The sequence below is a fragment of the Haemophilus parainfluenzae genome, from assembly GCF_003253005.1.
GTDB classification, from domain to species: Bacteria; Pseudomonadota; Gammaproteobacteria; order Enterobacterales; family Pasteurellaceae; genus Haemophilus_D; species Haemophilus_D parainfluenzae_M.
In genome coordinates this window covers 328,814-354,596 of record NZ_QEPZ01000001.1, presented here as the reverse complement: position 1 = coordinate 354,596, position 25,783 = coordinate 328,814, and the positions used below count along the sequence as shown (strand labels likewise).

Genomic DNA, 25,783 nt, shown 5'->3' with positions numbered 1-25,783 from the left:
TCTTGACGCCAATTATTCTTAGAGTTCAAAGTAGGTAAATATGATTAAAAAAATTGCTGTATTAACCAGTGGTGGTGATGCACCAGGTATGAATGCTGCCATTCGTGGCGTTGTTCGTGCAGCTCTTGCAGAAGGGCTTGAAGTATTTGGGATTTATGACGGTTATCAAGGTTTATACAACAATAAAATCAAACAGTTAAACCGTTATAGTGTATCAGATATTATTAACCGTGGCGGTACATTCTTAGGCTCTGCGCGTTTCCCTGAATTTAAAGATCCAGCAGTACGTGAAAAATGTGCAGAAATTTTACGTTCTCACGGTATTGATGCTTTAGTTGTTATCGGTGGTGACGGTTCTTACATGGGGGCAAAATTGCTTACTGAAGAACATGGTTTCCCTTGCGTAGGTATCCCTGGCACAATTGATAACGATGTAGCTGGAACAGATTACACAATTGGTTATGAAACAGCATTACAAACAGCCGTTGATGCTATTGACCGTTTACGTGATACCTCAAGTTCTCACCAACGTATTTCTATCGTAGAAATCATGGGTCGTCACTGTAGTGACTTAACTATTTCTGCAGGTATTGCTGGTGGTTGTGAGTATATTGTGGCGTCTGAGATGGAATTTAATCGCGAAGAATTAATTCGCCAAATTGAACGCAGTATTATTCGTGGAAAACGCCACGCCATTATTGCGATTACTGAATTAATCACAGACGTACATTCTCTTGCTCGTGAAATTGAAGCGCGCGTAGGCCATGAAACCCGTGCAACCGTATTAGGCCATATTCAACGTGGTGGTTCACCTTGTGCCTTCGACCGTATTTTAGCTTCACGTATGGGCGTATATGCGGTAGATATATTGCTACAAGGCAAAGGTGGCTACTGTGTGGGTATTCAAAATGAAAAATTAGTTCACCACGATATTATTGATGCAATCAACAATATGCGCCGTGAATTTAAAGCAGATTGGTTAGAAATGGCTAAACGCTTAGAATAATCTTTTAAAGGTTATTTAAAACAAAAGAAATCGGGCTAAAGCAGTTATTGTTTTAGCCCGATTTTTATATGCCTAGATTAAGCTTTTAGGTTATTTCTCTTACGTTGCAAAATTAAAAAACGACAATCATACGGATTATCTGCATCTGCTTGACGATATTCTTCAAACTCGATGTTCCATTCAGCCCAATTAATTTCAGGGAAGAATGTATCACCGTCAATGTCTGCTTGAATTTGAGTGAGGTACAATTTATCTGCTTTAGGTAAATATTGTTTAAATAACTCGCCGCCGCCAATCAACATAATTTCATCAAATTCTTTGACAAAATCGACCGCACCTTCAAAATTCTCTTTCCAGATGACACCTTCATGTTCGTAAGGCGTGCGTGAAAGGACAATATTAGTCCGTTTCGGTAGTGGGCGACCAATGCTTTCAAAGGTTTTACGGCCCATAATCACCGGTTTTCCCGTGGTGTTTTTACGAAACCAAGCTAAATCAGCAGGCAAGTGCCAAGGCATTTGATTATCTTTTCCGATGACGTTATTTTTTGTTATCGCAACGATCAAACTTAATGTCATATTTTCTATCCTATTTTTCTTTTTTTGCACTATATCATAGCTATTCACAAAATCTGTATATGAGGTTGGATTTTTCGTGATTTTTATTAATTTTAGTGCTAATTTAACCGCACTTTTCTATTTTTTCACTGAGGATAAACTATGTCGGCAAATCGCAAAACAATCGTCGTAAAATTTGGTACTAGTACATTAACTCACGGTTCCCCAAAATTGAATGCTCCTCACATGGTCGATATTGTTCGCCAGATTGCACAACTTCATCAAGCAGGTTTTCGTGTAGTGATTGTGACATCTGGTGCGATTGCCGCTGGACGACATTATTTAAATCATCCCCAACTTCCTCCAACTATTGCGTCAAAGCAGCTTCTAGCCGCAGTAGGGCAGAGTCAACTGATTCAAGCCTGGGAAAAATTATTTGCGATTTATGATATTCATATTGGACAAATTTTATTAACTCGTGCCGATATTGAGGATCGTGAACGTTTTTTAAATGCGCGCGATACATTACATGCGTTGTTGGACAATCACATTATTCCAGTGATCAATGAGAATGATGCGGTGGCGACAGCTGAAATTAAAGTAGGGGATAACGATAACTTATCCGCACTAGTTGCGATTTTAGTGCAAGCGGAACAACTTTATTTATTAACAGATCAACAAGGCTTATACGAAAGCGATCCTCGTAAAAATCCAGATGCGAAATTAATTCCTGTGGTTGAGCAAATTACCGACCATATTCGTTCGATTGCTGGCGGTAGCGGTACAAATCTTGGTACTGGTGGGATGAGTACAAAAATTATTGCGGCAGATGTGGCAACGCGTTCAGGTATTGAAACCATTATTGCGCCAGGTAGTCGCTCAGATGTCATTGTGGATTTGGCCTACGATAAACCAATTGGCACTAAATTTATTGCGCATCACTCAGATCGTCTCGAAAGCCGAAAACAGTGGTTATTTGCAGCACCATCAGCGGGCATGTTAATGATTGATGAAGGCGCTGAAAATGCCATGTTAGTACAGAATAAATCGTTACTGCCTGCAGGAATTACGGCTGTGGAAGGGCGTTTCTCACGTGGTGAAGTCGTCAAAATTAAGAATACCTCAGGTAAAGTGATTGCACTCGGTATGCCTCGTTATAACAGCGATGCATTAGAATTAATCAAAGGGAAAAAATCTCAAGATATTGAGCAAATTCTTGGTTATGAGTACGGTGCTGTCGCGTTACATCGTGATGATATGATAGTGCTTTAGCGTGCAATAGAAATCAGAACTCTCATATTTTCTGAACCTTCCTTTTATTTTATCGGTCTATAAAACCATAAAAAGGGCGATAGCCCGACATTAAGTAGTAAAAGGAGACAACATGAGATTAATAGCGACCGTTTTAGCTGTTGGGCTATAGTGCTTGTACACAGGGCTATTATGTAAAACATTGTAGCCCAATTTCAGTGAGCAAACGCGTAAAATGTTTAAATACGGCGGCTTGTCATGATAAAGATGACTGGTACTTAGATGGTTATCGAGTAGGGAAAGATTTCCAAGCGCAAAGCCAATCTCAATTGAATAAACGAATTAACTTTTGTGGCCGACGAGTACCTGAGGAGCTGAGAACCGCATGGTTTAATGGATTTGATGCTGGCTCAAATGGCGTTCAGATTGATATAGCGGGTTATGATGAGGATGCGATCTTAACCTATGATTATGACGATAATGATCGTTATAGAGAAGACGACGAAGAATAAAAAAGTGCGGTTAAAATTAACCACACTTTTTCGTTTTAAAGGATATCGAGTAATTCGACTTCAAACACTAAGGTTGAGAATGGTGGGATAGATGCACCTGCACCACGTTCGCCGTAAGCAAGTTCGTATGGAATAGTGAGTTTCCATTTAGAACCAACAGGCATCATTTGTAATGCCTCAACCCAACCACGAATTACGCCATTTACCGGGAATTCAGCAGGTGTACCACGTGCAACAGAGCTATCGAATACAGTACCATCTGGTAATGTACCTGTGTAGTGAACACGTACTTTGTCCGTTGCAGCTGGTTTGTTACCGTTACCTTCGGTTAGAATTTCGTATTGTAAACCGCTGTCAGTAATTTTTACGCCCGCTTTTTTCGCGTTTTCTTCTAAGAATTTTTTACCTTCTTCTTCAATCGCTTTAAATTGCGCTTGTTGTGCTTCAGCCGCTTGTTGTTGAAGGGCTTGAACAGAATGCATTAAATCATTAATTTCTAATGCCGGTTGATTGCGGTTTAACGCGTCGAAAATGCCTTTTGCTACCGCTTCAACAGAAATATCCATTTGGCTATCTGCTAATTGTTGACCGATTTGTAAACCGATACCATAGCTACCTTTTTCAGAAATACTTTCTAATTTTACTTGTTCAAAAATTTGAGCTGTCATGTTTTTTCCTTTGTTGTAAAACTATTTTTTCAATGCCAAGATTTCACCCATGCGAACAGGTTCATCAACACTTAAGTGATCGGTAATTTTCACTTGGCCGGCTTGGAATAAATTAATTACGGTAGAACCAAGTTGGAACCAACCCATTTCTTGACCTTTGCTTAATTTAACCGCACTTTCACCTTCATAAGTCCATACTTTTACTTCGTTATGACGTGGCGGATTAATAACGCCAGCCCAAACCGTGCCGATACTCGCAGTGATTGTTGCCCCCACTAAGATTTGTACCATGGTGCCGAATTCAGTATCAAAGACACAAATTACACGCTCATTACGAGCAAAGAGGTTCGGCACATGTTTCGCTAAAAATGGATTGACGGAGAATAAATCACCCGGCACGTAAATCATTTTGCGAAGTGTACCATCACATGGCATATGTACACGGTGATAATCACGTGGTGATAAATAAGTGGTGATGAATTCCCCATTTTTAAAGGTCTCGGTTAAATCTTTATCTTCCGCTAATAAATCGTTTAAGCTGAAGAAGTGGCCTTTCGCTTGTAATAGGCGGTCATCTTCAATGTGTCCACATTCACTTACACGGCCATCCGCAGGGCAACAAAGTGCGGTTGAATTTTGGTTAATTGGTCGTGCATTTTCTTTTAATGGACGGATAAAGAATTCATTAAAACTGGCGTAATCACTGAATTTTTCTTTTTCAGCAATGCTCATATCAATGTTGTATTTTTTTGCAAACGCTTTAATCACAAAATGTGTCACTGCGCCCCATTTTTGTTTAGCTAACCAACCTGCTGCTTGTGTCATATAGATTTGTGGCATCACATATTGAAATGCAACTTTTAGGCGTTGCCAATAATAAATTGGGTTCATTGATTTCTCCAATAAGATTAAAAAGTCGGGCGATTATAACAACTTATTTCACTTGTGCAATGTTAGTCGATGTTTTTGCGCAAGATGAAAGCAAGAAGCCGACATTTGCCGGCTTCTTTTTGTATTTATAAAATCATTTTGACCAATTTGTCTGCCTGAATCCGAGCAAATTTCTTCAACAGTTTTTGCACCGGTTCAGGATATTGCGTCAATTCTTCTAATTCAGAATAATCTTGCAATACTTTGGTATGTTGGCGGATATGTGATAATTCTTTTTCCGCTTGTGACAGAAGTTCTTGTTTTGGATCGTGGATTAATAATCCATTTTCCGCATCTAAACGCCATGCACGAGGATTCAGATTGTTCCCTGTTAAAAGAATATACTGATTGTCCACCCAAACACCTTTGAGGTGATAAGTGTTATCGCCATCTTTCCATAAACGCACTGTTAAATGGCCATTTTTAATGTAAGCATCAAATTTCTCGCAGAAACGACGAAGATTGCTTTCATATAAATAAGGTAATGCACCTGCCATTTTAAACGGCTGCTCTGGTGGAATATAGAAATCGTTCGCGACTTTATCACCCACGATAATTTCGACACGTTTACCTTGTTCTAACAAATGGGCAATTTTACTTCTTAGCGTGCGAGGGAAGTTGAAATAAGGCGTGCAAATCACCAATTTTTCCTGCACTTGTAAGAATAAATCTTCGATAACTTGGTTTAATTCGTTGCCTGATGCACCTAAACCAAAAAGTGGTGAAATGGTTAAAACATCTGAAAAACTAACCGCACTTTCCAACTGATATTCAGCATGGGCAGATAAGTTTTTACGATAAGCTTTTATTGCACTACGAATTTCTTTGGTGCGAGGGCGATTAGCTACATCTAATGGATGTACCGCAGTGAAATCCAATAAATAATCATTGATGAAATTAACCATCGAGTCTGCCAGTGCAGCATTATGGATTTTTTGGTAGCGGTCGTAACGGTATTTATCTTGTTGTTGTAAATACACGTTATTGATACTTGCACCGCTATAAAGGACGGTATCGTCAAACACAAAGCCTTTAATATGTAATACACCGAAGACTTCGCGGGTATTAATTGGCACACCGAAGAACATATTCGGTTCATCGGGAAGTTGATAGGTTTGGCGTTGTTCACAATACCAATCAGCGTTAGTGGCAGATTTTTCTGCACCGAGTAAATTGCGTTGTCCGCGATGCCAATCCACTAATATTTTCACATCCAATTCAGGATGATCTTGTTTTACGCGATAAATCTCATTGAGAATTTCTTGTCCCGCTTCATCTTTTTGCCAGTAAAGTGCAGTCACGTAAATACGTTTTTTAGCTTGGCGAATTAATTCTATAATTTGTGCTTTGAATTCAAGTGGACTAAACAGAAACTCAACCTGTTCTGCCTGTAAAGGAAGAAAAGGTAAATTTTTTAAATTTTGTTCTGCTCGTTTAGCTTTATTGATTAACATAATCTATCTCTACACTAAAAATTAATGCCCTAGTTTACAATATTTCCTTTGAGGATTGATAGAAAAAAGGTTTTTTTTCGTTATAATGCTCACAAATTTCCGCATTTTTTGGCGAATTATTATCCAATTATTCCTTCGAGAAGAAAATTATGAGCAATTCACGCAAACCGTCATTACAAGCAAATTCTACCAAATCTTTTCAAGAGCGTACCCCAAAACGCGCATTTAATGACAAAGAACGTCGCTTTGATAATCGTCGTAATAATGAAAAACGTGAGGGAAATCGCCCGCACTTTGATAAAAAATGGAATGATCGTAAACCTTCTCGAGGTTTCCAACAGCAAGAAGTGAGAGAGCCGAAAATTGCTGAACTTTCATTAAATAAAGCCAATGGTGAAAGTGGCTCGGTAAAAGTAACAGTAAAAAGCACTGGCGTGAGTTATAAAGCGAAAGAAAAGAAAACGGGCGCATTATCACCACGAGCACCAGAGAAAATTAAAAAGAATCGCGCTGAAGAAATGAAAGTGTATGGTGAAAATGCATGCTTAGAATTGTTTGCAGAACGTCCAGAGAGCATCGTTCGCGTATGGGCAACGGTGCAAATGGCGCATCGAATTGGCGAGATTTTCAGTTATTTAGCCGCAAATAAAAAAGTGTATCACGTGGTGGATAGTGATGAGCTAAGCTTAGTAAGCGGCACGGAGCATCATGGCGGAATTTGTATGTTAGTGAAAAAACAACGTACTCTTTCTTTGCTAGGTTATTTAGATGTACCGCATCAAGAAGACTGTTTAGTCGTGCTTGATCAAGTCAATAATGCGCAAAACCTAGGTGGCGTTGTGCGTACTTGTGCCTTCTATGGCATTAAAAATGTGGTAACAAATCAAGTTGAACAGCTTTATGCACCGGCTGCGATGCGTGTAGCTGAAGGCGGGATGGAGCATATTCGTATTTTAGAAACAGAAAGTACTGAAATCGCTTTAGAGGCTTTACGTAAGGCTGGCTATCAGATTATTCATGTATCAACCAATAAGCAAGGCGTTGCGTTGGAACAACTCAAATTTGCAGAGAAAGTCGCGTTGGTATTGAGTGAAGGTAGTACGGACGATATTCGTGAGAAACAAGATGTAAATGTGCGTCTTTCTTTAAGCAATCCATTAAAAGCAGGATTAAATATTGCAGTAAATACAGGGATTTTATTAGCACATTGGTATGTGAAATAACCTTAAGTGCGGTTATTTTTAGGTTTGTTTTGGGGCTGACATCCGTCAGCCCTTTTTCTTTTTCAAAATTGTATGGGATTCAAATTTTGATATTTCTTTTAAAAGCCTTTGGGGGAATCAGACAAAAGATCTATACTGTTTCTAGTTGTTATTTAACGGGGAGTTTTTATGCCTGAACGTTCAGCAAACATCAGTACACACGATCCTTTCGGGAGCTTATTAGGCTATGCGCCGGGTGGCATTGCGATTTATTCATCCGATTATCATACAGCCGATGAGAAAGAGTATCCGGATGATGCTGCCTTTCGCAGTTATTTAGGAAGAGAGTACATGGGCTATAAATGGCAGTGTGTGGAATTTGCGCGCCGTTATTTATACCTCAATCATGGCATGGTGTTTACTGATGTGGGAATGGCTTATGAGATCTTTTCTCTACGATTTTTACGTCAAGTGGTCAATGATGCCTTATTACCCTTACAAGCCTTTGCAAATGGCTGCAAACGTAAGCCTGAAGCTGGAGCCCTTTTAATTTGGCAAGAGGGAGGCGAATTTAAACATACGGGGCATGTGGCGATCATTACCGAAGTCTTAGAGGATAAAATCCGCATTGCTGAGCAAAACGTGATTCACTCTCGCTTACCTAGCGGGCAGCAATGGACGCGTGAATTACCGATGACAGTTTCTGAAACAGGCTATTTTTTGCATGATACCTTTGATGATACCGAAATTTTAGGTTGGATGATCCAAACGGAAGACACCGAATACAGTCTGCCACAGCCAACGCCAGAAAAAGAGAAACTTGAAATTCATGCAGAACATATTGAAAACAACGGTCAGTTTGAGCATAAATGGCTGAATGAGCAAAATGAATTTGAAGCTGCCTATGTGAAGGCTATGGGAGGGCATAAAGTCAGCCATTCGGATCAATATCGCTATTTTACGATATCTGAAACAGCACAACATGAGTTGATTCGTGCAACCAATGAATTACATTTAATGTATTTGCATGCCACAGATAAAGTTTTAAAAGACGATAAGCTATTAGAATATTTCAATATTCCAAAATTATTATGGCCTCGCTTACGTTTGTCTTGGCAAAATCGTCGTTATCAAACCATTACGGGGCGTTTAGATTTCTGCATGGATAATCGAGGATTGAAAGTGTATGAATACAACGCAGATTCAGCCTCTTGTCATGCGGAAGCCGGTGAGTTTATGAATCGATGGGCAATCCAAGGTGGATTGAATATAGGTGAAAATCCTGCTGATGGTTTACGTAATGCGCTAGCAGATTGCTGGAAACACAGTGAAGCTACGTCGCTTGTTCATATTATGCAAGATCATGATGATGAAGAAGATTACCACTCATTGTTTATGCGTAACGCACTGGTTCAAGCGGGATTTCAAGCCAAAATTATTCATGGCACAGAGGGATTACATTGGGATAGTCGTGGTCGTTTAATTGATGATGAAGACAACCAGATAAAAACGGTATGGAAAACATGGGCTTGGGAAACCATGTTAGCGCAACTTCGTGAAGATGCGACAGGTATGGAAGTCGCTCCACCGATTCGTACAGGCTATCCGGAAGATAAAGTGCGGTTGATTGATGTGTTACTTCGTCCGGAAGTTTTGGTTTACGAACCTCTATGGACGGCTATTCCAAGTAATAAAGCGATCTTACCAGTGTTGTGGTCATTATTCCCAAATCATCGTTATCTACTCGAAGCAGGATTTGAATTGCCCCCTGAACTGATTAAGAATGGTTATGCACAAAAACCAATTGCAGGTCGTCGAGGTGATAATGTGAAATTGATAGGTGAGTGTAAATCTGTACTCGATAGCACAGACGGTCGTTTTGATAAGCAGGAGAGTATTTATCAACAGCTTTGGTGTTTACCAAAAGTGGAAGATCAATATGTTCAGGTCTGTACTTTTACTGTAGGTGGGCATTATGGTGGTAGCTGTTTACGCTCAGACCCGAGTTTGGTCATTATGGGAAACAGTGATATGCAACCGTTAAGGGTATTATCTGATAAAGATTTCCTTAAGAAATAAAAACAAAATCGGCACTCAAAATGAGTGCCGATTTATTATCATCAATTTATTAGATTATTTCGTATCTTTGTTATCTGCTGGTTTTTCATTTGCTTTTAACATATCCGCAGGAATAAAGCTTTGTTGTACTTTTTCCATATGTGGAAGGTTATGCGCAATACCTTTGTGGCAATCGATACAGGTTTTGTTTTGTTCCTGTGCAAGTGCGTGCATTTGTTGTGCGACAGTTTTTTGTTGAGTAAAGTCCATATCATTGAAGTTATGGCAGTTACGGCACTCTTGTGAGTTATTCGCTTTCATACGTGCCCATTCGCGTTCTGCCATTTCTAAACGATGTTTTTCGAATTTTTCTTTAGTATCGACTTTACCTGTAAAGTGAGCATAAACTTCACTCGATGCCTGCATTTTTCGGATCATTTTAGGTACAAATTCATGCGGAACGTGACAGTCTGAACAAATTGCTTTCACACCTGAACGGTTACTAAAGTGGATTGATGCTTGGTACTCAGGTACAACGTCATTAGTATGACAGTCTGAGCAGAATTGCTCTGTATTGGTTGTTGCCATTCCTGCATTAAACAGGTTAGTTCCAACGATAGTACCAATGATAGTTAATAAAATAACCCCACCAATTGCCATTTTGCTCGGAGAGCGTAACCAACGGCAAACTTTCTGAATGTTTGATTTAATCATTGTTTTGCTCCTTATTTACCTTGCATTTGACGAATGGTTTCAAATTTATTTTGAATAATTGGGTTCACGTCAGTTTGTTGAACGTGGCATTGTAAACAGAAATAACGGCGTGGCGAAGTACCTTCCGTTTTTTGTCCATCACGTGTTAAAAAGTGGCTTTCAGGTACGCGAGGTGCACCCGTTGTTGGAGCAACATCCGGAGAGTGGCAGCCTAAACATTGGTTAGCATTCTTAGTCACTTGTAAACCACGAATGCTGTGTGGAACAAGTGGTGGTTGGTGAGGGTAGGTTACAGGAATATTACCAACATCTTTATAAGGATTCGTAAATGCTGGTGCAACACTTTCTGCTGTTTTATCAATGCTGTTTGCAACTTGAGGTGCATCGGCGAATGCCAATCCACTACATAAAGCAAGCATGAAAATAAATGATTTTTTCATGAAATCCACTCCATTAAATAATTAAATATTTTTAATTTTTATTTGTTTCTCAAAGCGAGAGCCAAATGCAAATACATTTTCTGCGCAGACGTCAATACAGCGTCCACAAGTAATACAATCTTTTGCCAGTATAATTTGGCTATCTTCAGGTCCACCGTGTAAAGGAAGTCTTAAAACTTGCGGTTCAGGGCAAACATTATAACAATCCATGCAACGGTCACAGCGATCGCGATCGATTACATTAATTTTAATTAGGCTTTTAGCACCAATAACACCATAGATTGCGCCAATTGGGCAAAGGTGACCACACCAGCCATGTTCAGCAACGAGTAGGTCAAATAGGAAGATAACTGCTACCAACCAAAGGGTTGCACCTGTTCCAAAGACAAAGATGCGTCCAAGTGCAGCAACAGGGTTTATCCATTCCCATAAGAGTGTGCCTGTTATTGCGCTACCGACCAGAATCACGGCTAAAATCACATATCGAAGTTGGTGTGAAATTTTTAATGATTGTCGAATACCTAATTTTCTACGTAACCAAGCTGCGGCATCAGTCACGATGTTCATTGGACAGACCCAACTACAAAAGGCTTTGCTCGCAACGATGGCGTAGAATACGACGATAACCAAGGCCCCAATAATCGTTGTGATTTCTGGTTGGTAACCTGTCGATAAACTTTCAGCGGTCATCAATGGATCTGTCAATGGCACAGTATCCAAAAGCATACTTGAGCTGTAATTGCCTTTTAGAATCCAAATTTGCCAAATCGGGCCACTTAAGAACATTAAAATAATACTTAATTGACTAATTCGACGCAGAATTAAAAAGCGATAAGCATGCCACCAACCGAGTTTTTGACGGGCTTCTAAGCCTGCATCTTTCGGTTTGTTTGGGGTATATTTTGGTGCAATTGCCATTATTTCACCCCCTTAATATTTAAGTCCAAATTCGGGAAGTGCTCAGCTTCAGGCACCGTAGTTGAACTTGGCACATAATCCATAGAAGCTCGGTTTGGCGTTGCCACTTTCTGATTTGGCTTCACTTGCATTGGTTTATAGCTTGCTTCGCTCATCCCCTCTGGCATTCTTGCCTCAAATTGCGGACGCAGTCCATCAGGATGTTGTGCCTCAATCAACGATTTACCTGCATTTTGTTTCTCTTTCCAGCCTAAGCGGTAATGACGACCGAGTAAGCCTTTAGCGAGATCCATCGGCAACACTTTAATCGCCGCCTCTTCCAACACACACGCTTGTTCACATTTACCGCAGCCTGTGCAAGCATCAGAATGCACGGTTGGAATCAGTTTGGCATGAATGCCTGTGCGATCGTTATGGACATTCTCAAGCGTAATCGCTTTGTCAATCAGTGGACAAACTCGGTAGCACACATCGCAACGCAAACCTTGCCAGTTAAGGCAGGTTTCGTGGTCAAGTAACACCGCCAAGCCCATACGGGCATCGTTGATATTTTTAAGCTCTTCGCTTAATGCACCACTCGGACAAGCGTTCATACAAGGAATATCGGGACACATTTCGCAAGGCTTATCACGTGCCACGAAATACGGCGTTCCTGCTTCCATCGGAGCAATCAGCGAAGCTAAGTGCAACATATCGTAAGGACACGCCTGCACACACTGCCCACAACGGGTACAAGCAGCTAAGAATTCGTTTTCTGGTAATGCACCAGGTGGACGCAGAGCCACGCCTTCTTTCGCCTTAGCTTGCTGTTGTTGCAATCCAAGAATAACGCCTGCTCCACATACCCCTGCCGCAATTCGTGTCACATTTTTCAAAAATTGACGGCGGTTTGGATCCAGTTTCATCTTGTTTTCCTTTGTAAGCGGTCAAATTTTGCAAAAATTTCGCTATTTTGCCCGCTTAACCTTATTCTGGCTTAGGCTTTCTCCACTCTTACCGCACATTTTTTGTAGTCGGTTTCACCAGAAATTGGGTCGGTTGCATCTAAGGTTAATTTATTCGTCAATTGTCCTGCATCGAAGAATGTTGTAAAAATTAAACCAGGAGGACATTTGTTTCGACCGCGGGTGTCTAAATATGAAATCATTTCACCACGACGAGTTGTTAATTTCACTTTATCCCCATGACGTAAACCATATTTTTTAGCATCCGCTGGGTGCATCCACACTAAGTTATTTGGGAACGCACGGTGTAACTCTGGTACACGACGAGTCATGGTACCGGTATGCCAGTGCTCAAGTACACGACCAGTACATAACCATAATGGATATTCTTCATCCGGTGATTCTGCAGGTGCTTCATAAGGTACACCTAAGATAATTGCTTTTTTATCAGGATAGCCGTAGAACGCAACATCTTCACCTGCTTTAACATACGGGTCGAATCCTTCACGATAACGCCAGAGCGTTTCTTTACCATCTACTACTGGCCAACGTAAACCACGCACTTTATGATAAGTATCAAATGGTGCTAAGTCGTGTCCATGTCCGCGCCCGAATGAAGCATATTCTTCAAACAAACCTTTTTGGAGATAGAAGCCAAAGTGTTCTGCTTCATCATTCAAATAGCCAGGAATGTCTGTTGGAATTTGATATTGATTAACCTGATTGTTAAGGTAAAGCACTTCATAAAGCGTTTTACCACGATATTCTGGGTTTTTAGCTAAAACTTCTTCAGGCCATACTTCATCTGTTTTGAAATATTTAGAAAACTCAACAATCTGCCATAAGTCAGAGCGAGCATCACCAGGACCTTTTACTTGCTGACGCCATAATTGTGTACGGCGTTCTGCATTACCATATCCCCCTTCTTTTTCTACCCACATACAAGTCGGAAGAATTAAGTCAGCAGAAACCGCTGAAGCCGAAGGGTATGGGTCAGAAACCACAATAAAGTTCTCAGGGTTACGCCAGCCTGGGAAAATTTCTTCATTAATATTTGGACCACCTTGCATATTGTTGGTACACATCTGCCATAGGAAATTCATTTTGCCATCTTTTAATGCACGGCTTTGCTGTACAGCTGGGTAACCAGGTACAGTTGGAATAACCCCTGTAGGTAATTTCCAGATTTTTTCTGCAGTGGCCACGTGTTTTGGATTGGTTACCACCATATCCGCTGGTAAACGGTGAACGAAAGTCCCTACTTCACGAGCCGTACCACAAGCTGATGGCTGACCTGTTAGAGAGAACGGTCCACAACCTGGTTTTGAGATTTTACCTGTGAGTAAGTGAACGTTATACATCATTTGGTTTACCCACACACCGCGAGTGTGTTGGTTAAAGCCCATTGTCCAGTAAGATACTAAGTTCTGTTCTGGATCAGCGTACATTTTCGCAAGGGTTTCAAGCTGATCTTTCGGCACACCAGAAATACGGTGTGCTTCATCTAATGTATAAGGAGCAACGATTTTCTTGAATTCTTCGAAGTCAGAGTCATACATTTTACCTGCAGTTTTACGATTTTTCGCTGCAACTTCAAGTGGGTGTTCTGGACGTAAACCGTAACCGATATCGGTTTCACCACGTTTGAATTTGGTGTGTTTGTTAACGAAGTCCCAGTTCACTTTATCATTTTGGATAATGTAGTTTGCAATGTAGTTAAGAATTGCAAGATCTGAATGTGGATTAAATACGATAGGCACATCAGCTAATTCAAACGAACGGTGTTCGAATGTTGACATAACCACAACTTTCACATTATCAGAAGAAAGGCGACGGTCAGAAATACGAGACCATAAAATTGGGTGCATTTCCGCCATGTTTGAACCCCAAAGCACAAACGCATCGGTTTTTTCGATATCGTTATAGCAGCCCATAGGTTCGTCCATACCAAAGGTACGCATAAACGCAACCGCTGCTGATGCCATACAGTGACGAGCATTCGGGTCGATAGTATTTGAACGAAGACCAGCTTTCCAAAGTTTTACTTTTGCATAGCCTTCATAAATAGTCGTTTGACCGGAAGAGAACATCCCTACAGCATTTGGTTCTTTTTTCTTCAAGATGTCTTTGATTTTTTCCGCCATGATAGTGAAAGCTTGATCCCAAGAAACCGGTGTAAAGTCACCTTCTTTATGGAATTTGCCATCTTTCATACGTAATAACGGAGTTTGTACACGGTCAGCACCGTACATGATTTTAGAAAGGAAGTAACCTTTGATACAGTTTAAACCACGGTTTACTTCTGCATCTGGGTCACCTTGAGTTGCGACAACTCGACCATCTTTGGTTCCTACCAATACGCTACATCCTGTACCACAAAAACGGCATGGGGCTTTATCCCATTTGATGCCCATATCTTCGGTCGCATTAACCTGTTTAACAGGGATAGTCATACCGGCAGCCGCTGCCGCTGCAAGAGCAGCATTGGCTTTCATAAAATCTCTACGATTAAGTTCCATAGTTTTCCCCACTCGTTGTTGAATTTTTTAGAATATACAAAAGAGTATGTATTCCTAAATTATTTATTTTTCATCTAAGTAATTAGAAATTAAAGAAACGACAATCACTCCTGAGATATCTTTAATTTCATCCATAAGATCCGCTAATGCTAATTGACGGTTACTTTCAAGGGTGACCACCAATTTGCCTTCATCAGATTTTTCGCCATGAATTTCAGCAGTTGGAATCGCTAAAATGGCTTCTTTGACTTGGTTAAGTTTTTCTGGTCTGGCTTGCACAACAATGCTGCATACATACCAGTTCTCATTTTCGCTAAATTGACTCATCGATATTTGTTTCAAAATTAAGAATTTTTATTGCTTTTGTTGGGCAAACGCTTAAACAAGCACCACAACCATTACAACTTTCTAAATCTAAAATGGGTTTTGCAACACCACCAAGCTGTAATCGAAAACGGATGGCATTCATCGGACAGCTATCTTGGCAACTTCGACATTCCACTCGATTTTCTGTTAGGCACTGCGTTGTAATCTCAACTTTATGTGTCCAAGGCTCTTCTTCTAATGAGTGAAAAATCGGTTGTTCACAGACTAAAACACATTTTTGACAGAAAGTGCACTCGCCCTTGTCAAATTGTATTTCAGGAAAGCCACCATCGCCTTTTACGATAATTTGGGTTTCACATACCAGTATGCAATCACCGCATCGAGTGCATTTATCTGTAAAGTCTGCTTCGTTTACCGACCAAGGTGGACGGATAGCATTGATACCTTGAATTTTAGCGTTTTCAGAATGTAACGATTGTAAAAATTGCCCACGTAATAATTGTCTGCGAGAAGGATTTTCAATCGCCATATTTTTCTTTAAAGTTCGGTATTTTCAAGGGGAGCATTATCTAGCTCCGATAACAAAATAGTAACTACCTAAAAGGAGTAGTTTTTAAGAAATATACACTTTTCTTGAGGTAGATCAAGGATATTTTGAAAGGAAATTAGGAATGTAAATAAATTGTTAAAATATAAGTGAAAATGATTATTAAATAGGGCGGATAATCCGCCCTGAAGTGTGCTTAAAATATTATGCGTTTTTTGTTGGGTAATCCCACCAAATATCGAATAATTCACTGATTTCGATTTGTTGCAATTTATTCTCTTCTAACCATTTTTGTACTAATTGGCGATGGCTTTCATCACATTTGCCAATTTTTTCTAAGCAAACTAAGCCTTCCCAATGTAAATAGCCGCTACCTTCATAAGCTAAGCCGTTTGGTTGAATCACTTCAGCAATAAAACGATCAACGGTTTCATCGATAGTTTCGATGCTGGTTCCTTCAGCAAATTGCCAATTCACTAAAAAGCCTAATTCTTGGAATTCAGCTAAGTGAAGTTTTTTACGTTGACGTTGATTACGAGTTTTCATTTTCAATGTTCTCCTATGTTAAGGTAATGGGTATAGTCATCATCTCGATGATTATTTTTTCTTAAAGTATAAATCCCACACACCGTGACCTAAGCGATGACCGCGCGCCTCAAATTTTGTAAGAGGGCGGAAATCAGGACGTGGAATATAATCTTGTTCGGCAGTATTGACTAAATTTTCATTAGCTGAAAGCACTTCGAGCATTTGTTCCGCATAGTTCTCCCAGTCCGTAGCCATATGAATAAAGCCATTGGGTTGTAATTTTTGGACGATTTGCTCTACAAAGTGTGGTTGAACAATACGGCGTTTATGATGTTTTGTTTTATGCCAAGGGTCTGGGAAGAAAAGCTGTAAACCGCCCAATTCGCCGTCTTTCACACAATCACGTAAAATTTCAGTGGCATCATGGCAAATCACGCGAAGGTTTTTCACGCCTTTTTCTACCGCATAAGCAATACAGGCACCCACACCAGGTGTATGCACTTCAATACCGAGATAATTTTTATCAGGATTTGCTTCTGCCATATCCACTAAAGATTTCCCCATTCCGAAGCCAATTTCTAATATAACGGGATTCGTATTGCCATAAATAGCGACAAAATCAAAAGGGGCATTTTGATAATCTAATCCAAGATCAGCCCAGTGATCGTTCATCATATTTTTTTGAAAATCACTTAAGCGACCTGTCCGCAACACAAAGCTACGAACTTTACGTTTATAACGACCATCTCCTGTAAATTCAGCCGTTTCAACGGTTTTACGTTTTTGATCAGCAAAGGTTTTTTGCTCTTCTGTCATGATTTTTATTCGCTTAATTAAAATTGGCGGCGATTATACACTAAAAGGCAAGGTTGTGGGATTTTTCCACCTAATTCCCGTATAATAGCGAAAATTTTTAATTGTTTTTTGTTATGAATATTGTCCGAGTTGCATTATCCGTACCGCTTCCCCGATTTTTTGATTATCTCTATTCGCCAGACTTAACGCCAATCGTTGGTGGACGAGTGTTGGTGCCTTTTGGTTCGCAAAAACGAGTAGGGATTGTGGTGGATTTGCCAGCCTCTTCGGATGTAGCAAAAGAAAAGTTAAAACCGATTATTGATGTGCTTGATGCTGGCTCACTTTTTAATTCCACAACTTGGGATTGGCTGTCTTGGTCAGCTAATTATTATCGTGTTGCATTAGGCGATGTGTTGTTTCAAGCGTTGCCAGTCAAACTCCGCAATGGAGAAAGTGCGGTTAAAAATGACCGCACTTTTTGGCGTATTACGGACCTTGGAAAACAAGCGTTAGAATCAGGCGAATTAAAACGTGCCAAAAAACAAATTGAAGCCTTAAATTTGTTGCTAACGCAAGATCTAGAAAAAGGTAACAATGAGATCAGTTCTGCAATTTGGTCAGCCCTTAAAGGCAAAGATTATGTGGAAGAGATTATTGTGCCTACTGAACAAAAAAGTTGGCAGCAAACTCTAGGGGATAATCCTTTAGTTAATCTTGATAACCGATTGACCTTAAACAAGCAACAAGCCCTTGCATTTAGCCAGTTGCTTTTCCAAGAAGGCTTTAATGTGTGGTTGCTAGAGGGCGTGACTGGTTCAGGTAAAACTGAAATTTACCTGCAATACATTGAAGAAGTCTTAAAGAAAGGCAAACAGGTTTTAGTGCTTGTTCCTGAAATTGGGCTTACCCCTCAGACCGTGAGACGGTTCCAAGCTCGCTTTAATGTAGAAATTGATGTATTGCATTCCAACTTGAATGATACACAGCGCTTAAATGTTTGGGAGCGAGCAAGAACAGGACAGAGTGCAATCGTAATTGGCACGAGATCGGCGCTTTTCACCCAGTTTTCAGATCTTGGCTTAATCATTTTAGATGAGGAACATGACGGCTCGTTTAAACAGCAAGATGGTTGGCGTTATCATGCGAGAGATTTAGGTATTGTTTTAGCACAAAAACTCAATATTCCTATCTTATTAGGTTCTGCCACACCAAGTTTAGAAAGTGTAAATAACGTACAAAATGGCAAATATCATCATTTGGTCTTATCAAAAAGAGCCGGAAATGCGACCGCACTTCGCCAGTTTGTGATTGATTTAAAACATCAACGAATTCAAAACGGCTTATCCGAACCGTTATTGAAACGTATGCAAGAACACTTAGAAAAAGGTAACCAAGTGTTGTTATTCCTTAATCGACGTGGATTTGCGCCTGTGTTGTTATGTCATGAATGTGGTTGGATTGATGAGTGTCATCATTGCGAAAAACCTTATACTTATCACCAACACCAGCGCGTTTTACGCTGCCATCATTGTGGCGCACAAAAAACAGTGCCGATGCAATGTGGCCATTGTGGTTCAACACATTTAGTCACAACGGGTTTAGGTACAGAACAACTGGAGGAAACCCTAAAAGCACGTTTCCCGCAATATAATATTGCTCGTATCGATCGTGATAACACAGCACGAAAAGGCAAGCTTGAAGGTTATTTAGAGGATATTCAGCAAGGTAAAAGTCAGATTTTAATTGGCACACAGATGTTAGCCAAAGGACACCATTTTCCGAATGTCACGTTGGTTGCTTTAGTGAATGTAGATAATGCCTTATTTTCCCTTGATTTCAGAGCCGAAGAACGTTTAGCGCAGCTTTATGTACAAGTTGCAGGGCGCTCAGGCAGAGCTGAAAAACAGGGTGAAGTGGTTTTGCAGACACATTATCCGGATCATCCGTTATTAACTACCTTGCTTGAAAAGGGCTATCAAGCCTTTGCAGAAGAAACCTTGAAGCTACGCCATAATATGGGCTTGCCTCCGTTTAGTTTCCAAGCGTTGTTTAAAGCACAATGTCGTCATTCTGAAGAGGCGGAAAATGCATTGTCGCAATTAGCCTCTTTCTTCTATGAACAAAAAATAGAAGGCTTGCAAGTGTTGGGGCCGATTCCCGCACCGTTCAGTAAAAAAGCGGGGCAATATCGTTGGCAGTTGCTATTACAGCACGCTTCTCGGAAACAATTACAGGCGGCATTAAGTCGATATTCGCCAGAGCTGATAAAGTCTTCTCAAGTGCGGTTAATTTTAGACGTGGATCCATTGGATTTGAGTTAGCAAAAATTCCCTAGAAAAATGCACAGTTTTTCAGTAGAATTAGGCGTTTTTTATACTCTAAGTTTAATTTATCGAATATTTTAGGATTTTATCGTGGCTCATCGAGATTTTGCCGGTCGAAGCGGCTCAAAAAATAATAAAAAGAAAGCAAAGAAAAGTTTTAATCGCAATACCTTAATTGTTCTTGCGTTGGTGGCGGTATTAGGTTTTGGGTTAGGGCTTTACTTCTTAAAAAGTAAAACACCAGCACCTGTAGTGACGACAAATGTTCAGCCGGAAAAACCGCAACCGAAAAGTGTGTTACCAAATCGCCCAGAAGAAGTGTGGCACTACATTAAAGAATTAGAAACCCGTACGGTGCCGGTGGATAATAATCCTTCTTCTGTTGAAAAAAATATGCGTTTGACGGAAGAGCAGCGTCAAGTGCTGATTCAAATGGAAAAGGAGCAAAAAGCGGCAGAAGAAGCGAAAAAATTAGAAGCTCAACGTAAAGAGCAAGAAGCGGCGAATGCAGAAAAAGCTGCTGCTCAAGCACAGCAAGCTCAACCAGCACAGACAGCTCAAACTCAGCTAGCTCAGCAAACAGCAAACCCAGAAGCGAAAAAGCCTGAGCCAGTTAAAAAAACAGAGCCAGTTAAAAAGCCTGAACCTCCGAAAAAAGTAGAAGTGGTGAAAGCTGAACCCGCAAAAACGGAACCTGCTAAAACTGAGCAACCGAAAAAAGTAGAACCGAAACCCGCTGAACAACAAGTACAGGCTGGCGGCAAAAAATTTGGTTTGCAATGTGGAGCATTTAAAAATCGTGCACAAGCAGAAAGCTTACAAGGTCGTCTAGCGATGGCTGGCGTAAATGCACAAATTGCGACAAGTGAAGAATGGAACCGCGTACGCGTGGGACCATTTAGTAGTCGAGATGCAGCAACAGCAGCACAAGATAAAGCAAAATCAGTGGCGAGTTGCGTTGTGATTGGAATGTAATTCAGAATTTAAAAGTGCGGTTAAAAATGACCGCACTTTTTTTATATTTTTCTCTTGCCAAAAAATGAAAAATCAATAAAATGAACGTTCATTCATTTTTGATATTCATCTTAAATGACCTTTCTCATATATAACCCTAAGAATTTAATTTTTTATTATGCGACAAGTAAAAGCCTCTAAAACGAAGCTTGATGTCAGTGAGCAGATCTTTGATGCAACAGATCGTCTTATGGCAAAAGAAGGATTACATCATCTTTCTATGCATAGGTTAGCTAAGGAAACAGGCATCGCAGCAGGTACTATTTATCTTTATTTTAAGAGTAAAGACGAGTTATTAGCACAATTTGCTCGTCGAGTGTTCAATAAGTTTGTTGTTGCGATTGAAGAAGGTTTTGATGAAAGCCAATCTTTTTTCGAGCAATACAGAAAAATGTGGTGGAATATTTGGCATTTTCTTCAAGAAAATCCAACGATTCTGTTAAACATGAACCAATATCGATATTTACCAGAGTTTATTGAAACCTGCAAAGAAATGGAGCATTCGTGTTGGGATCAGTTTTGTCTCAAGGGACAAGCCGCAAATGTGTTAGCTGATTTAGATCCTCACATGTTATTTTTGCTGAGTCTTAAAACGGCAATAGTTTTAGCCTCAGATATCAAGTTTCTCGGTACGGCAGTAACCGATGCGATGTTAGAATCTGTCATTGAACGCTCTTGGCGTGCAATTCAGAAGTAGTAATTTTATTGTCTTAATGGAGTTTTCCAAATGAGTATAACTCAAACTAATAGACCAAAGCGTTCACACGTTTTCTTTTTGAAATTAGCGTTAGGCGTATTTGTGTTAATTTTTGCAGCAATGATTTTCCTTAATCAAATGAAGGCAAAAGGCATTGCTGATTTCTTGGCAAATAAACCAGAAACAGCATCCCCTGTAACAGCGATGACAGTAAAGGCTTCAGAATGGACGCCAATCATTGAAACGACAGGTATTGTTCGTCCGAACCAAGGGGCGATGTTAAGCGCTCAAAGTGCAGGAACCGTGTCTAAAGTGCTCGTGCAAAATGGACAGAGCGTGAAAAAAGGTGATTTGTTAGTTGAGTTAGATAGCTCAGTTGAGCGTGCAAGCTTACAAGCCGCACAAGCTCAGGTGGTGTCATTACGTCAAACTTATCAACGTTATGCAAATCTTGCGGGCAGTGGGGCAGTTTCTCGTCAAGAATTAGATAATGCAAAAGCAGCTTATGAAGCACAAGCGGCAAATATTGAATCATTAAAAGCAACCATTGAACGTCGCCAAATCGTGGCACCATTTGATGGTAAAGCGGGTATTGTAAAAGTAAATGTCGGTCAATACGTTTCAAACGGTGCTGAGATTGTGCGTGTTGAAGATCGTTCTTCCATGAAAGTAGATTTTGCCATTGCGCAAAATCTATTAGATAAATTGCATATTGGTCAAAAAGTAACGGCTACGGCAGATGCGCGTAAAGGTGAAACTTTTGCTGCGAAGGTTACTGCAATTGAGCCAGCAATTAATTCTTCAACGGGTTTAGTCGATGTTCAAGCAACGTTTGAACCAGAAGATGGCGCAAAATTATTATCCGGTATGTTTACTCGCTTAAATGTTGCTTTACCAACTGAGCATAATCAAATCGTTGTGCCACAAGTGGCAGTGAGCTACAACATGTATGGCGAATCACTTTATATTTTGACCGCACTTTCCGATGAAGATATTGAGAAATTAGGCGGCGTAGAAAAAGCCGCGAATATGTACCGTGCAAAATCAATCACTGTATTTACGAAAGATCGTCAAGGTATTTATGCGCAATTAAAAGGCGATGAAGTCAAAGTAGGCAATAAAATTGTGACCGGTGGTCAGCAAAACTTAAGTAACGGCTCATTAGTGTCTGTTGCAGATAAAGCGGGCGTAGGTACTGAACAACCTGCGAATAATGCGAATAAAACGAATCTTTAATTAGGAAAAGCGAATGAAATTTACCGATATATTTATTCGTCGTCCTGTTTTAGCAGTTTCGATTAGCTTGTTAATCATCATTTTAGGATTACAAGCAATCTCGAAATTAGCTGTGCGCGAATATCCGAAAATGACCACGACGGTGATTACGGTGACCACAGTATATCCAGGGGCGGATGCGAACTTAATTCAAGCGTTTGTTACTTCCAAAATTGAAGAGGCGGTAGCGCAAGCGGATAATGTGGACTACATGTCTTCAAGCTCTAGCCCAAGTACGTCAACGGTCACCGTAAAAATGAAATTAAATACGGATCCGAATGCGGCCTTAGCAGATGTTTTAGCTAAAGTTAACTCAGTTCGTTCTGAATTGCCAAGTGGTATTGAAGATCCAACGATTTCTTCATCAACCGGTGGTTCGGGGATTATGTATATTAGTTTCCGTTCTAACAAACTTGATGCAAGCCAAGTGACTGACTACATTCAACGTGTGGTGAAACCACAATTCTTTACCGTAGAAGGTGTAGCAAGCGTACAGATCTTTGGTGCTTCGGAGTACGCACTTCGTGTTTGGTTAGACCCAGAAAAAATGGCGGCTCAAAACCTTTCTGCCACACAAGTGATGTCCGCATTATCAGCGAATAACGTTCAAACAGCAGCAGGTAATGATAATGGCTATTTTGTAACCTATAAAAATAAAGTAGAAACCACGACAAAATCGGTTGAAGAATTAAGCAACTTAATTGTGACATCAAACGGTGATAAGTTAGTACGTTTACGCGATATCGCTGATATTGAATTAAATAAATCAAGCGATAGCTCACGTGCGGTAGCCAATGGCGCAGATTCTGTTGTATTAGCGATTAACCCAACCTCGTCAGCAAACCCATTAACGGTAGCTGCGAAAGTACGTCCGCTATATGACAGTATTAAAAATAATCTACCGGATGCTATTGAATCTGACATCTTATATGACCGTACAATTGCGATTAATAACTCCATTAATGAAGTAATCAAAACGATTGTTGAGGCAACGATAATCGTGTTGGTGGTGATTACCATGTTTATTGGTTCATTCCGCGCGATTTTAATCCCGCTTATCACCATTCCGATTTCATTAATTGGGGTAATCATGTTGCTTCAATCATTTGATTTTTCTATTAACCTGATGACGTTGCTGGCATTGGTTCTAGCCATCGGTTTGGTGGTGGATGATGCAATTGTGGTATTGGAAAACGTAGACCGCCACATTAAGTTAGGTGAAACGCCATTCCGTGCGGCGATTATCGGTACGCGTGAAATTGCCGTTCCGGTTATTTCCATGACCATTACCTTGATTGCGGTATATTCTCCAATGGCGTTAATGGGCGGTATTACGGGTACGTTGTTTAAAGAGTTTGCTTTAACCCTTGCTGGAGCAGTATTTATTTCCGGTATCGTAGCATTAACGCTTTCACCAATGATGACCAGTAAATTGCTAAAATCCAATGAGGCTCCAAGTAAATTGGAACAACGAGTAGAGCATACCCTTAGTAAAGTGAATGCAGCTTATGCGTATGTACTTGATTTGGCGATGGTAAACCGTAAATGTATGTTGATGTTTGCGGCAATCATTTTTGCAACCTTACCAGTGTTGTTTAAATCACTTTCAAGTGAATTAACACCAACGGAAGACAAAGGCGCATTTTTGGCAATCGGTTCTGCACCGTCTAACGTAAACGTGGATTATGTGCAAAATGCGATGACACCTTATCAAGAGATTTTAACCAATACGCCAGAAGTACAGTTTGCGATGACGATTTCAGGGGCACCAAGCTCTAACCAATCTTTAAACGTTGTAACTTTAAAAGATTGGAAAGAACGCTCAAAAAGCCAAACAGCTATCATGAATGAGCTGAATGAAAAAGCGAAATCTATTCCTGAAGTGTCTGTACAAGGCTTTGCGTTCCCAGAAATTAATACAGGGGAGCAAGGTCCTCCAATTGGTTTTGTGATCAGCACATCACAAGACTACGGTGATTTAGCAAATGTGGCGGGTAAATTCTTAGAGGATATGCAAAAATCCAGCAAGTTCGTTTATACCAATCTCGATCTTAAATTTGATACTGCTCAAATGCGTATTAAGATCGATCGTGAAAAAGCAGGAACTTATGGCATTACAATGCAACAAATCAGCCGTACGTTAGGCAGCTTCTTATCTGCCGCAACCATTGAACGTGTGGATATTGATGGTCGAGCTTACAAAATTATTTCCCAAGTAAAACGTGACAATCGTTTATCTCCGGAAAGTTTTAATAAGTATTACATCACCGCAGCAAATGGTACCTCTGTTCCATTAAGCAGCTTGGTGACGGCTACATTGGAACCACAACCAAGTACATTGCCTCGTTTCAGCCAGTTAAACTCTGCGGTGATTAGTGCTGTACCGATGCCAGGTACTTCAATTGGTGATGCGATCCAATGGTTACAGGACAATGCGAAAAATACGTTACCACAGGGTTATAACTATGACTTTAAAAGTGAAGCGCGTCAGTTAGTACAAGAAGGTAATGCGCTTGCTGTAACGTTCTTACTTGCGGTAGTGATTATTTTCTTAGTCTTGGCAATTCAGTTTGAATCAATTCGCGATCCAATCGTGATTATGATTTCTGTGCCGTTAGCTGTAAGTGGTGCGTTATTAGCCTTAAATGCCTTTGGATTTGTAGGGATTGCTGGAACGACACTCAATATCTACTCACAAGTGGGTTTGATTACCCTGGTTGGTCTTATTACGAAACACGGTATTTTGATGTGTGAAGTAGCGAAAGAAGAGCAGTTAAACCACGGTAAAACGCGTATTGAAGCGATCACTGAAGCGGCTAAAGTACGTTTACGTCCAATTTTGATGACTACCGCTGCGATGATTGCAGGTCTTGTACCGTTGCTTTATGCAACAGGTGCGGGTGCGGTATCTCGTTTCAGTATTGGTATCGTTATTGTGGCAGGCTTGGCTATCGGTACATTGTTTACCTTGTTCGTGTTGCCAGTGATTTATTCTTACATTGCAAGCGAACACAAACCGTTACCAGTGTTTGATGAAAATGTAAAACCAATTGAAGGTCACATTAACGAACAGCATTAATTGAAAATACTATAAAAACAA

23 protein-coding genes are annotated in these 25,783 nt (G+C 40.3%); 10 read left to right on the top strand and 13 right to left on the bottom strand.

Annotated features, from left to right (window positions below):
- Positions 1-40: 40 nt before the first annotated feature.
- Positions 41-1,006 carry a 6-phosphofructokinase gene (pfkA, locus tag DPV97_RS01820; RefSeq protein WP_049373141.1) on the top strand — a complete coding sequence of 322 codons (966 nt, stop codon included), beginning with the start codon at positions 41-43 and terminating at the stop codon, positions 1,004-1,006.
- Between the two features lie 77 nt (positions 1,007-1,083).
- On the opposite strand, the gene folA is transcribed toward pfkA, so the two are convergent.
- A complete protein-coding gene (gene folA, locus DPV97_RS01815) occupies positions 1,084-1,584 on the bottom strand; it encodes a type 3 dihydrofolate reductase (protein ID WP_070715114.1) in 501 nt (166 codons plus the stop codon).
- A 141-nt stretch (positions 1,585-1,725) separates the two neighbouring features.
- Here folA and proB point away from each other — a divergent pair, with 141 nt between their 5' ends.
- Together proB and DPV97_RS01805 are read left to right on the top strand one after the other, a co-directional pair.
- A complete protein-coding gene (gene proB, locus DPV97_RS01810; RefSeq protein WP_070715116.1) occupies positions 1,726-2,835 on the top strand; it encodes a glutamate 5-kinase in 1,110 nt (369 codons plus the stop codon).
- 197 nt (positions 2,836-3,032) lie between these two features.
- Positions 3,033-3,326 carry a hypothetical protein gene (locus DPV97_RS01805; protein WP_243585034.1) on the top strand — a complete coding sequence of 98 codons (294 nt, stop codon included), beginning with the start codon at positions 3,033-3,035 and terminating at the stop codon, positions 3,324-3,326.
- A gap of 35 nt (positions 3,327-3,361) precedes the next feature.
- Here DPV97_RS01805 and bamJ read toward each other — a convergent pair whose 3' ends face one another.
- The 3 genes from bamJ to pssA form a co-directional block, all read right to left on the bottom strand.
- On the bottom strand, positions 3,362-3,994 hold the full coding sequence (gene bamJ / locus DPV97_RS01800; protein ID WP_070715118.1) for a BamJ family beta-barrel-assembly machinery protein: 633 nt from the start codon (positions 3,992-3,994) through the stop codon (positions 3,362-3,364).
- A gap of 21 nt (positions 3,995-4,015) precedes the next feature.
- Positions 4,016-4,885 carry an archaetidylserine decarboxylase gene (gene asd / locus DPV97_RS01795; protein WP_070715120.1) on the bottom strand — a complete coding sequence of 290 codons (870 nt, stop codon included), beginning with the start codon at positions 4,883-4,885 and terminating at the stop codon, positions 4,016-4,018.
- 125 nt (positions 4,886-5,010) lie between these two features.
- Positions 5,011-6,378, bottom strand: coding sequence for a CDP-diacylglycerol--serine O-phosphatidyltransferase (gene pssA, locus DPV97_RS01790; protein ID WP_070715122.1), 1,368 nt, complete (start codon positions 6,376-6,378; stop codon positions 5,011-5,013).
- Between the two features lie 149 nt (positions 6,379-6,527).
- Between pssA and DPV97_RS01785 the strand changes: the two genes are divergently transcribed.
- Together DPV97_RS01785 and gss are read left to right on the top strand one after the other, a co-directional pair.
- A complete protein-coding gene (locus tag DPV97_RS01785; protein ID WP_070715124.1) occupies positions 6,528-7,601 on the top strand; it encodes a tRNA/rRNA methyltransferase in 1,074 nt (357 codons plus the stop codon).
- 168 nt (positions 7,602-7,769) lie between these two features.
- Positions 7,770-9,659 carry a bifunctional glutathionylspermidine amidase/synthase gene (gene gss, locus DPV97_RS01780; RefSeq protein ID WP_070715126.1) on the top strand — a complete coding sequence of 630 codons (1,890 nt, stop codon included), beginning with the start codon at positions 7,770-7,772 and terminating at the stop codon, positions 9,657-9,659.
- Positions 9,660-9,713: 54 nt separating this feature from the next.
- On the opposite strand, the gene DPV97_RS01775 is transcribed toward gss, so the two are convergent.
- The 9 genes from DPV97_RS01775 to trmB form a co-directional block, all read right to left on the bottom strand.
- Complete coding sequence (locus DPV97_RS01775; protein WP_070715128.1) at positions 9,714-10,352, bottom strand: NapC/NirT family cytochrome c; 639 nt, start codon at positions 10,350-10,352, stop codon at positions 9,714-9,716.
- An 11-nt stretch (positions 10,353-10,363) separates the two neighbouring features.
- The gene (locus DPV97_RS01770; protein ID WP_070715131.1) at positions 10,364-10,792 is read right to left on the bottom strand and encodes a nitrate reductase cytochrome c-type subunit; all 429 of its coding nucleotides are present in this window, start codon (positions 10,790-10,792) and stop codon (positions 10,364-10,366) included.
- A 21-nt stretch (positions 10,793-10,813) separates the two neighbouring features.
- On the bottom strand, positions 10,814-11,710 hold the full coding sequence (gene napH, locus DPV97_RS01765; RefSeq protein ID WP_070715133.1) for a quinol dehydrogenase ferredoxin subunit NapH: 897 nt from the start codon (positions 11,708-11,710) through the stop codon (positions 10,814-10,816).
- Entirely contained in the window at positions 11,710-12,615 is a 906-nt protein-coding gene (gene napG / locus DPV97_RS01760) for a ferredoxin-type protein NapG (protein WP_049363251.1), read from the bottom strand. The genes napH and napG overlap by 1 nt, the downstream gene beginning before the upstream one ends.
- Positions 12,616-12,686: 71 nt before the next feature.
- Positions 12,687-15,173 carry a nitrate reductase catalytic subunit NapA gene (gene napA, locus DPV97_RS01755; protein WP_070715134.1) on the bottom strand — a complete coding sequence of 829 codons (2,487 nt, stop codon included), beginning with the start codon at positions 15,171-15,173 and terminating at the stop codon, positions 12,687-12,689.
- 63 nt (positions 15,174-15,236) lie between these two features.
- Positions 15,237-15,500 (bottom strand): chaperone NapD, encoded by a 264-nt coding sequence (locus DPV97_RS01750; protein WP_049363248.1) that lies wholly within the window; start codon positions 15,498-15,500, stop codon positions 15,237-15,239.
- Complete coding sequence (gene napF / locus DPV97_RS01745; protein ID WP_070715136.1) at positions 15,487-16,029, bottom strand: ferredoxin-type protein NapF; 543 nt, start codon at positions 16,027-16,029, stop codon at positions 15,487-15,489. Before napF ends, DPV97_RS01750 begins: the two co-directional genes overlap by 14 nt.
- Positions 16,030-16,251: 222 nt before the next feature.
- Positions 16,252-16,593, bottom strand: a complete 342-nt coding sequence (locus DPV97_RS01740; protein WP_005696799.1) for a YggL family protein — start codon at positions 16,591-16,593, stop codon at positions 16,252-16,254.
- 51 nt (positions 16,594-16,644) lie between these two features.
- Complete coding sequence (gene trmB, locus DPV97_RS01735) at positions 16,645-17,391, bottom strand: tRNA (guanosine(46)-N7)-methyltransferase TrmB (protein ID WP_070715137.1); 747 nt, start codon at positions 17,389-17,391, stop codon at positions 16,645-16,647.
- A 113-nt stretch (positions 17,392-17,504) separates the two neighbouring features.
- On the opposite strand from trmB, the gene priA reads away from it, so the two are divergent.
- From priA to acrB, 5 genes are all read left to right on the top strand, one after another.
- Positions 17,505-19,694, top strand: coding sequence for a primosomal protein N' (priA, locus tag DPV97_RS01730; RefSeq protein ID WP_070715139.1), 2,190 nt, complete (start codon positions 17,505-17,507; stop codon positions 19,692-19,694).
- 93 nt (positions 19,695-19,787) lie between these two features.
- Positions 19,788-20,672, top strand: coding sequence for a cell division protein FtsN (ftsN, locus tag DPV97_RS01725; protein ID WP_070715142.1), 885 nt, complete (start codon positions 19,788-19,790; stop codon positions 20,670-20,672).
- A 157-nt stretch (positions 20,673-20,829) separates the two neighbouring features.
- Positions 20,830-21,408, top strand: coding sequence for a TetR/AcrR family transcriptional regulator (locus DPV97_RS01720; RefSeq protein ID WP_111382857.1), 579 nt, complete (start codon positions 20,830-20,832; stop codon positions 21,406-21,408).
- 30 nt (positions 21,409-21,438) lie between these two features.
- A complete protein-coding gene (acrA, locus tag DPV97_RS01715) occupies positions 21,439-22,644 on the top strand; it encodes a multidrug efflux RND transporter periplasmic adaptor subunit AcrA (RefSeq protein WP_070715146.1) in 1,206 nt (401 codons plus the stop codon).
- A 13-nt stretch (positions 22,645-22,657) separates the two neighbouring features.
- Positions 22,658-25,762 carry a multidrug efflux RND transporter permease subunit AcrB gene (acrB, locus tag DPV97_RS01710; protein WP_070715148.1) on the top strand — a complete coding sequence of 1,035 codons (3,105 nt, stop codon included), beginning with the start codon at positions 22,658-22,660 and terminating at the stop codon, positions 25,760-25,762.
- Positions 25,763-25,783: the final 21 nt, after the last annotated feature.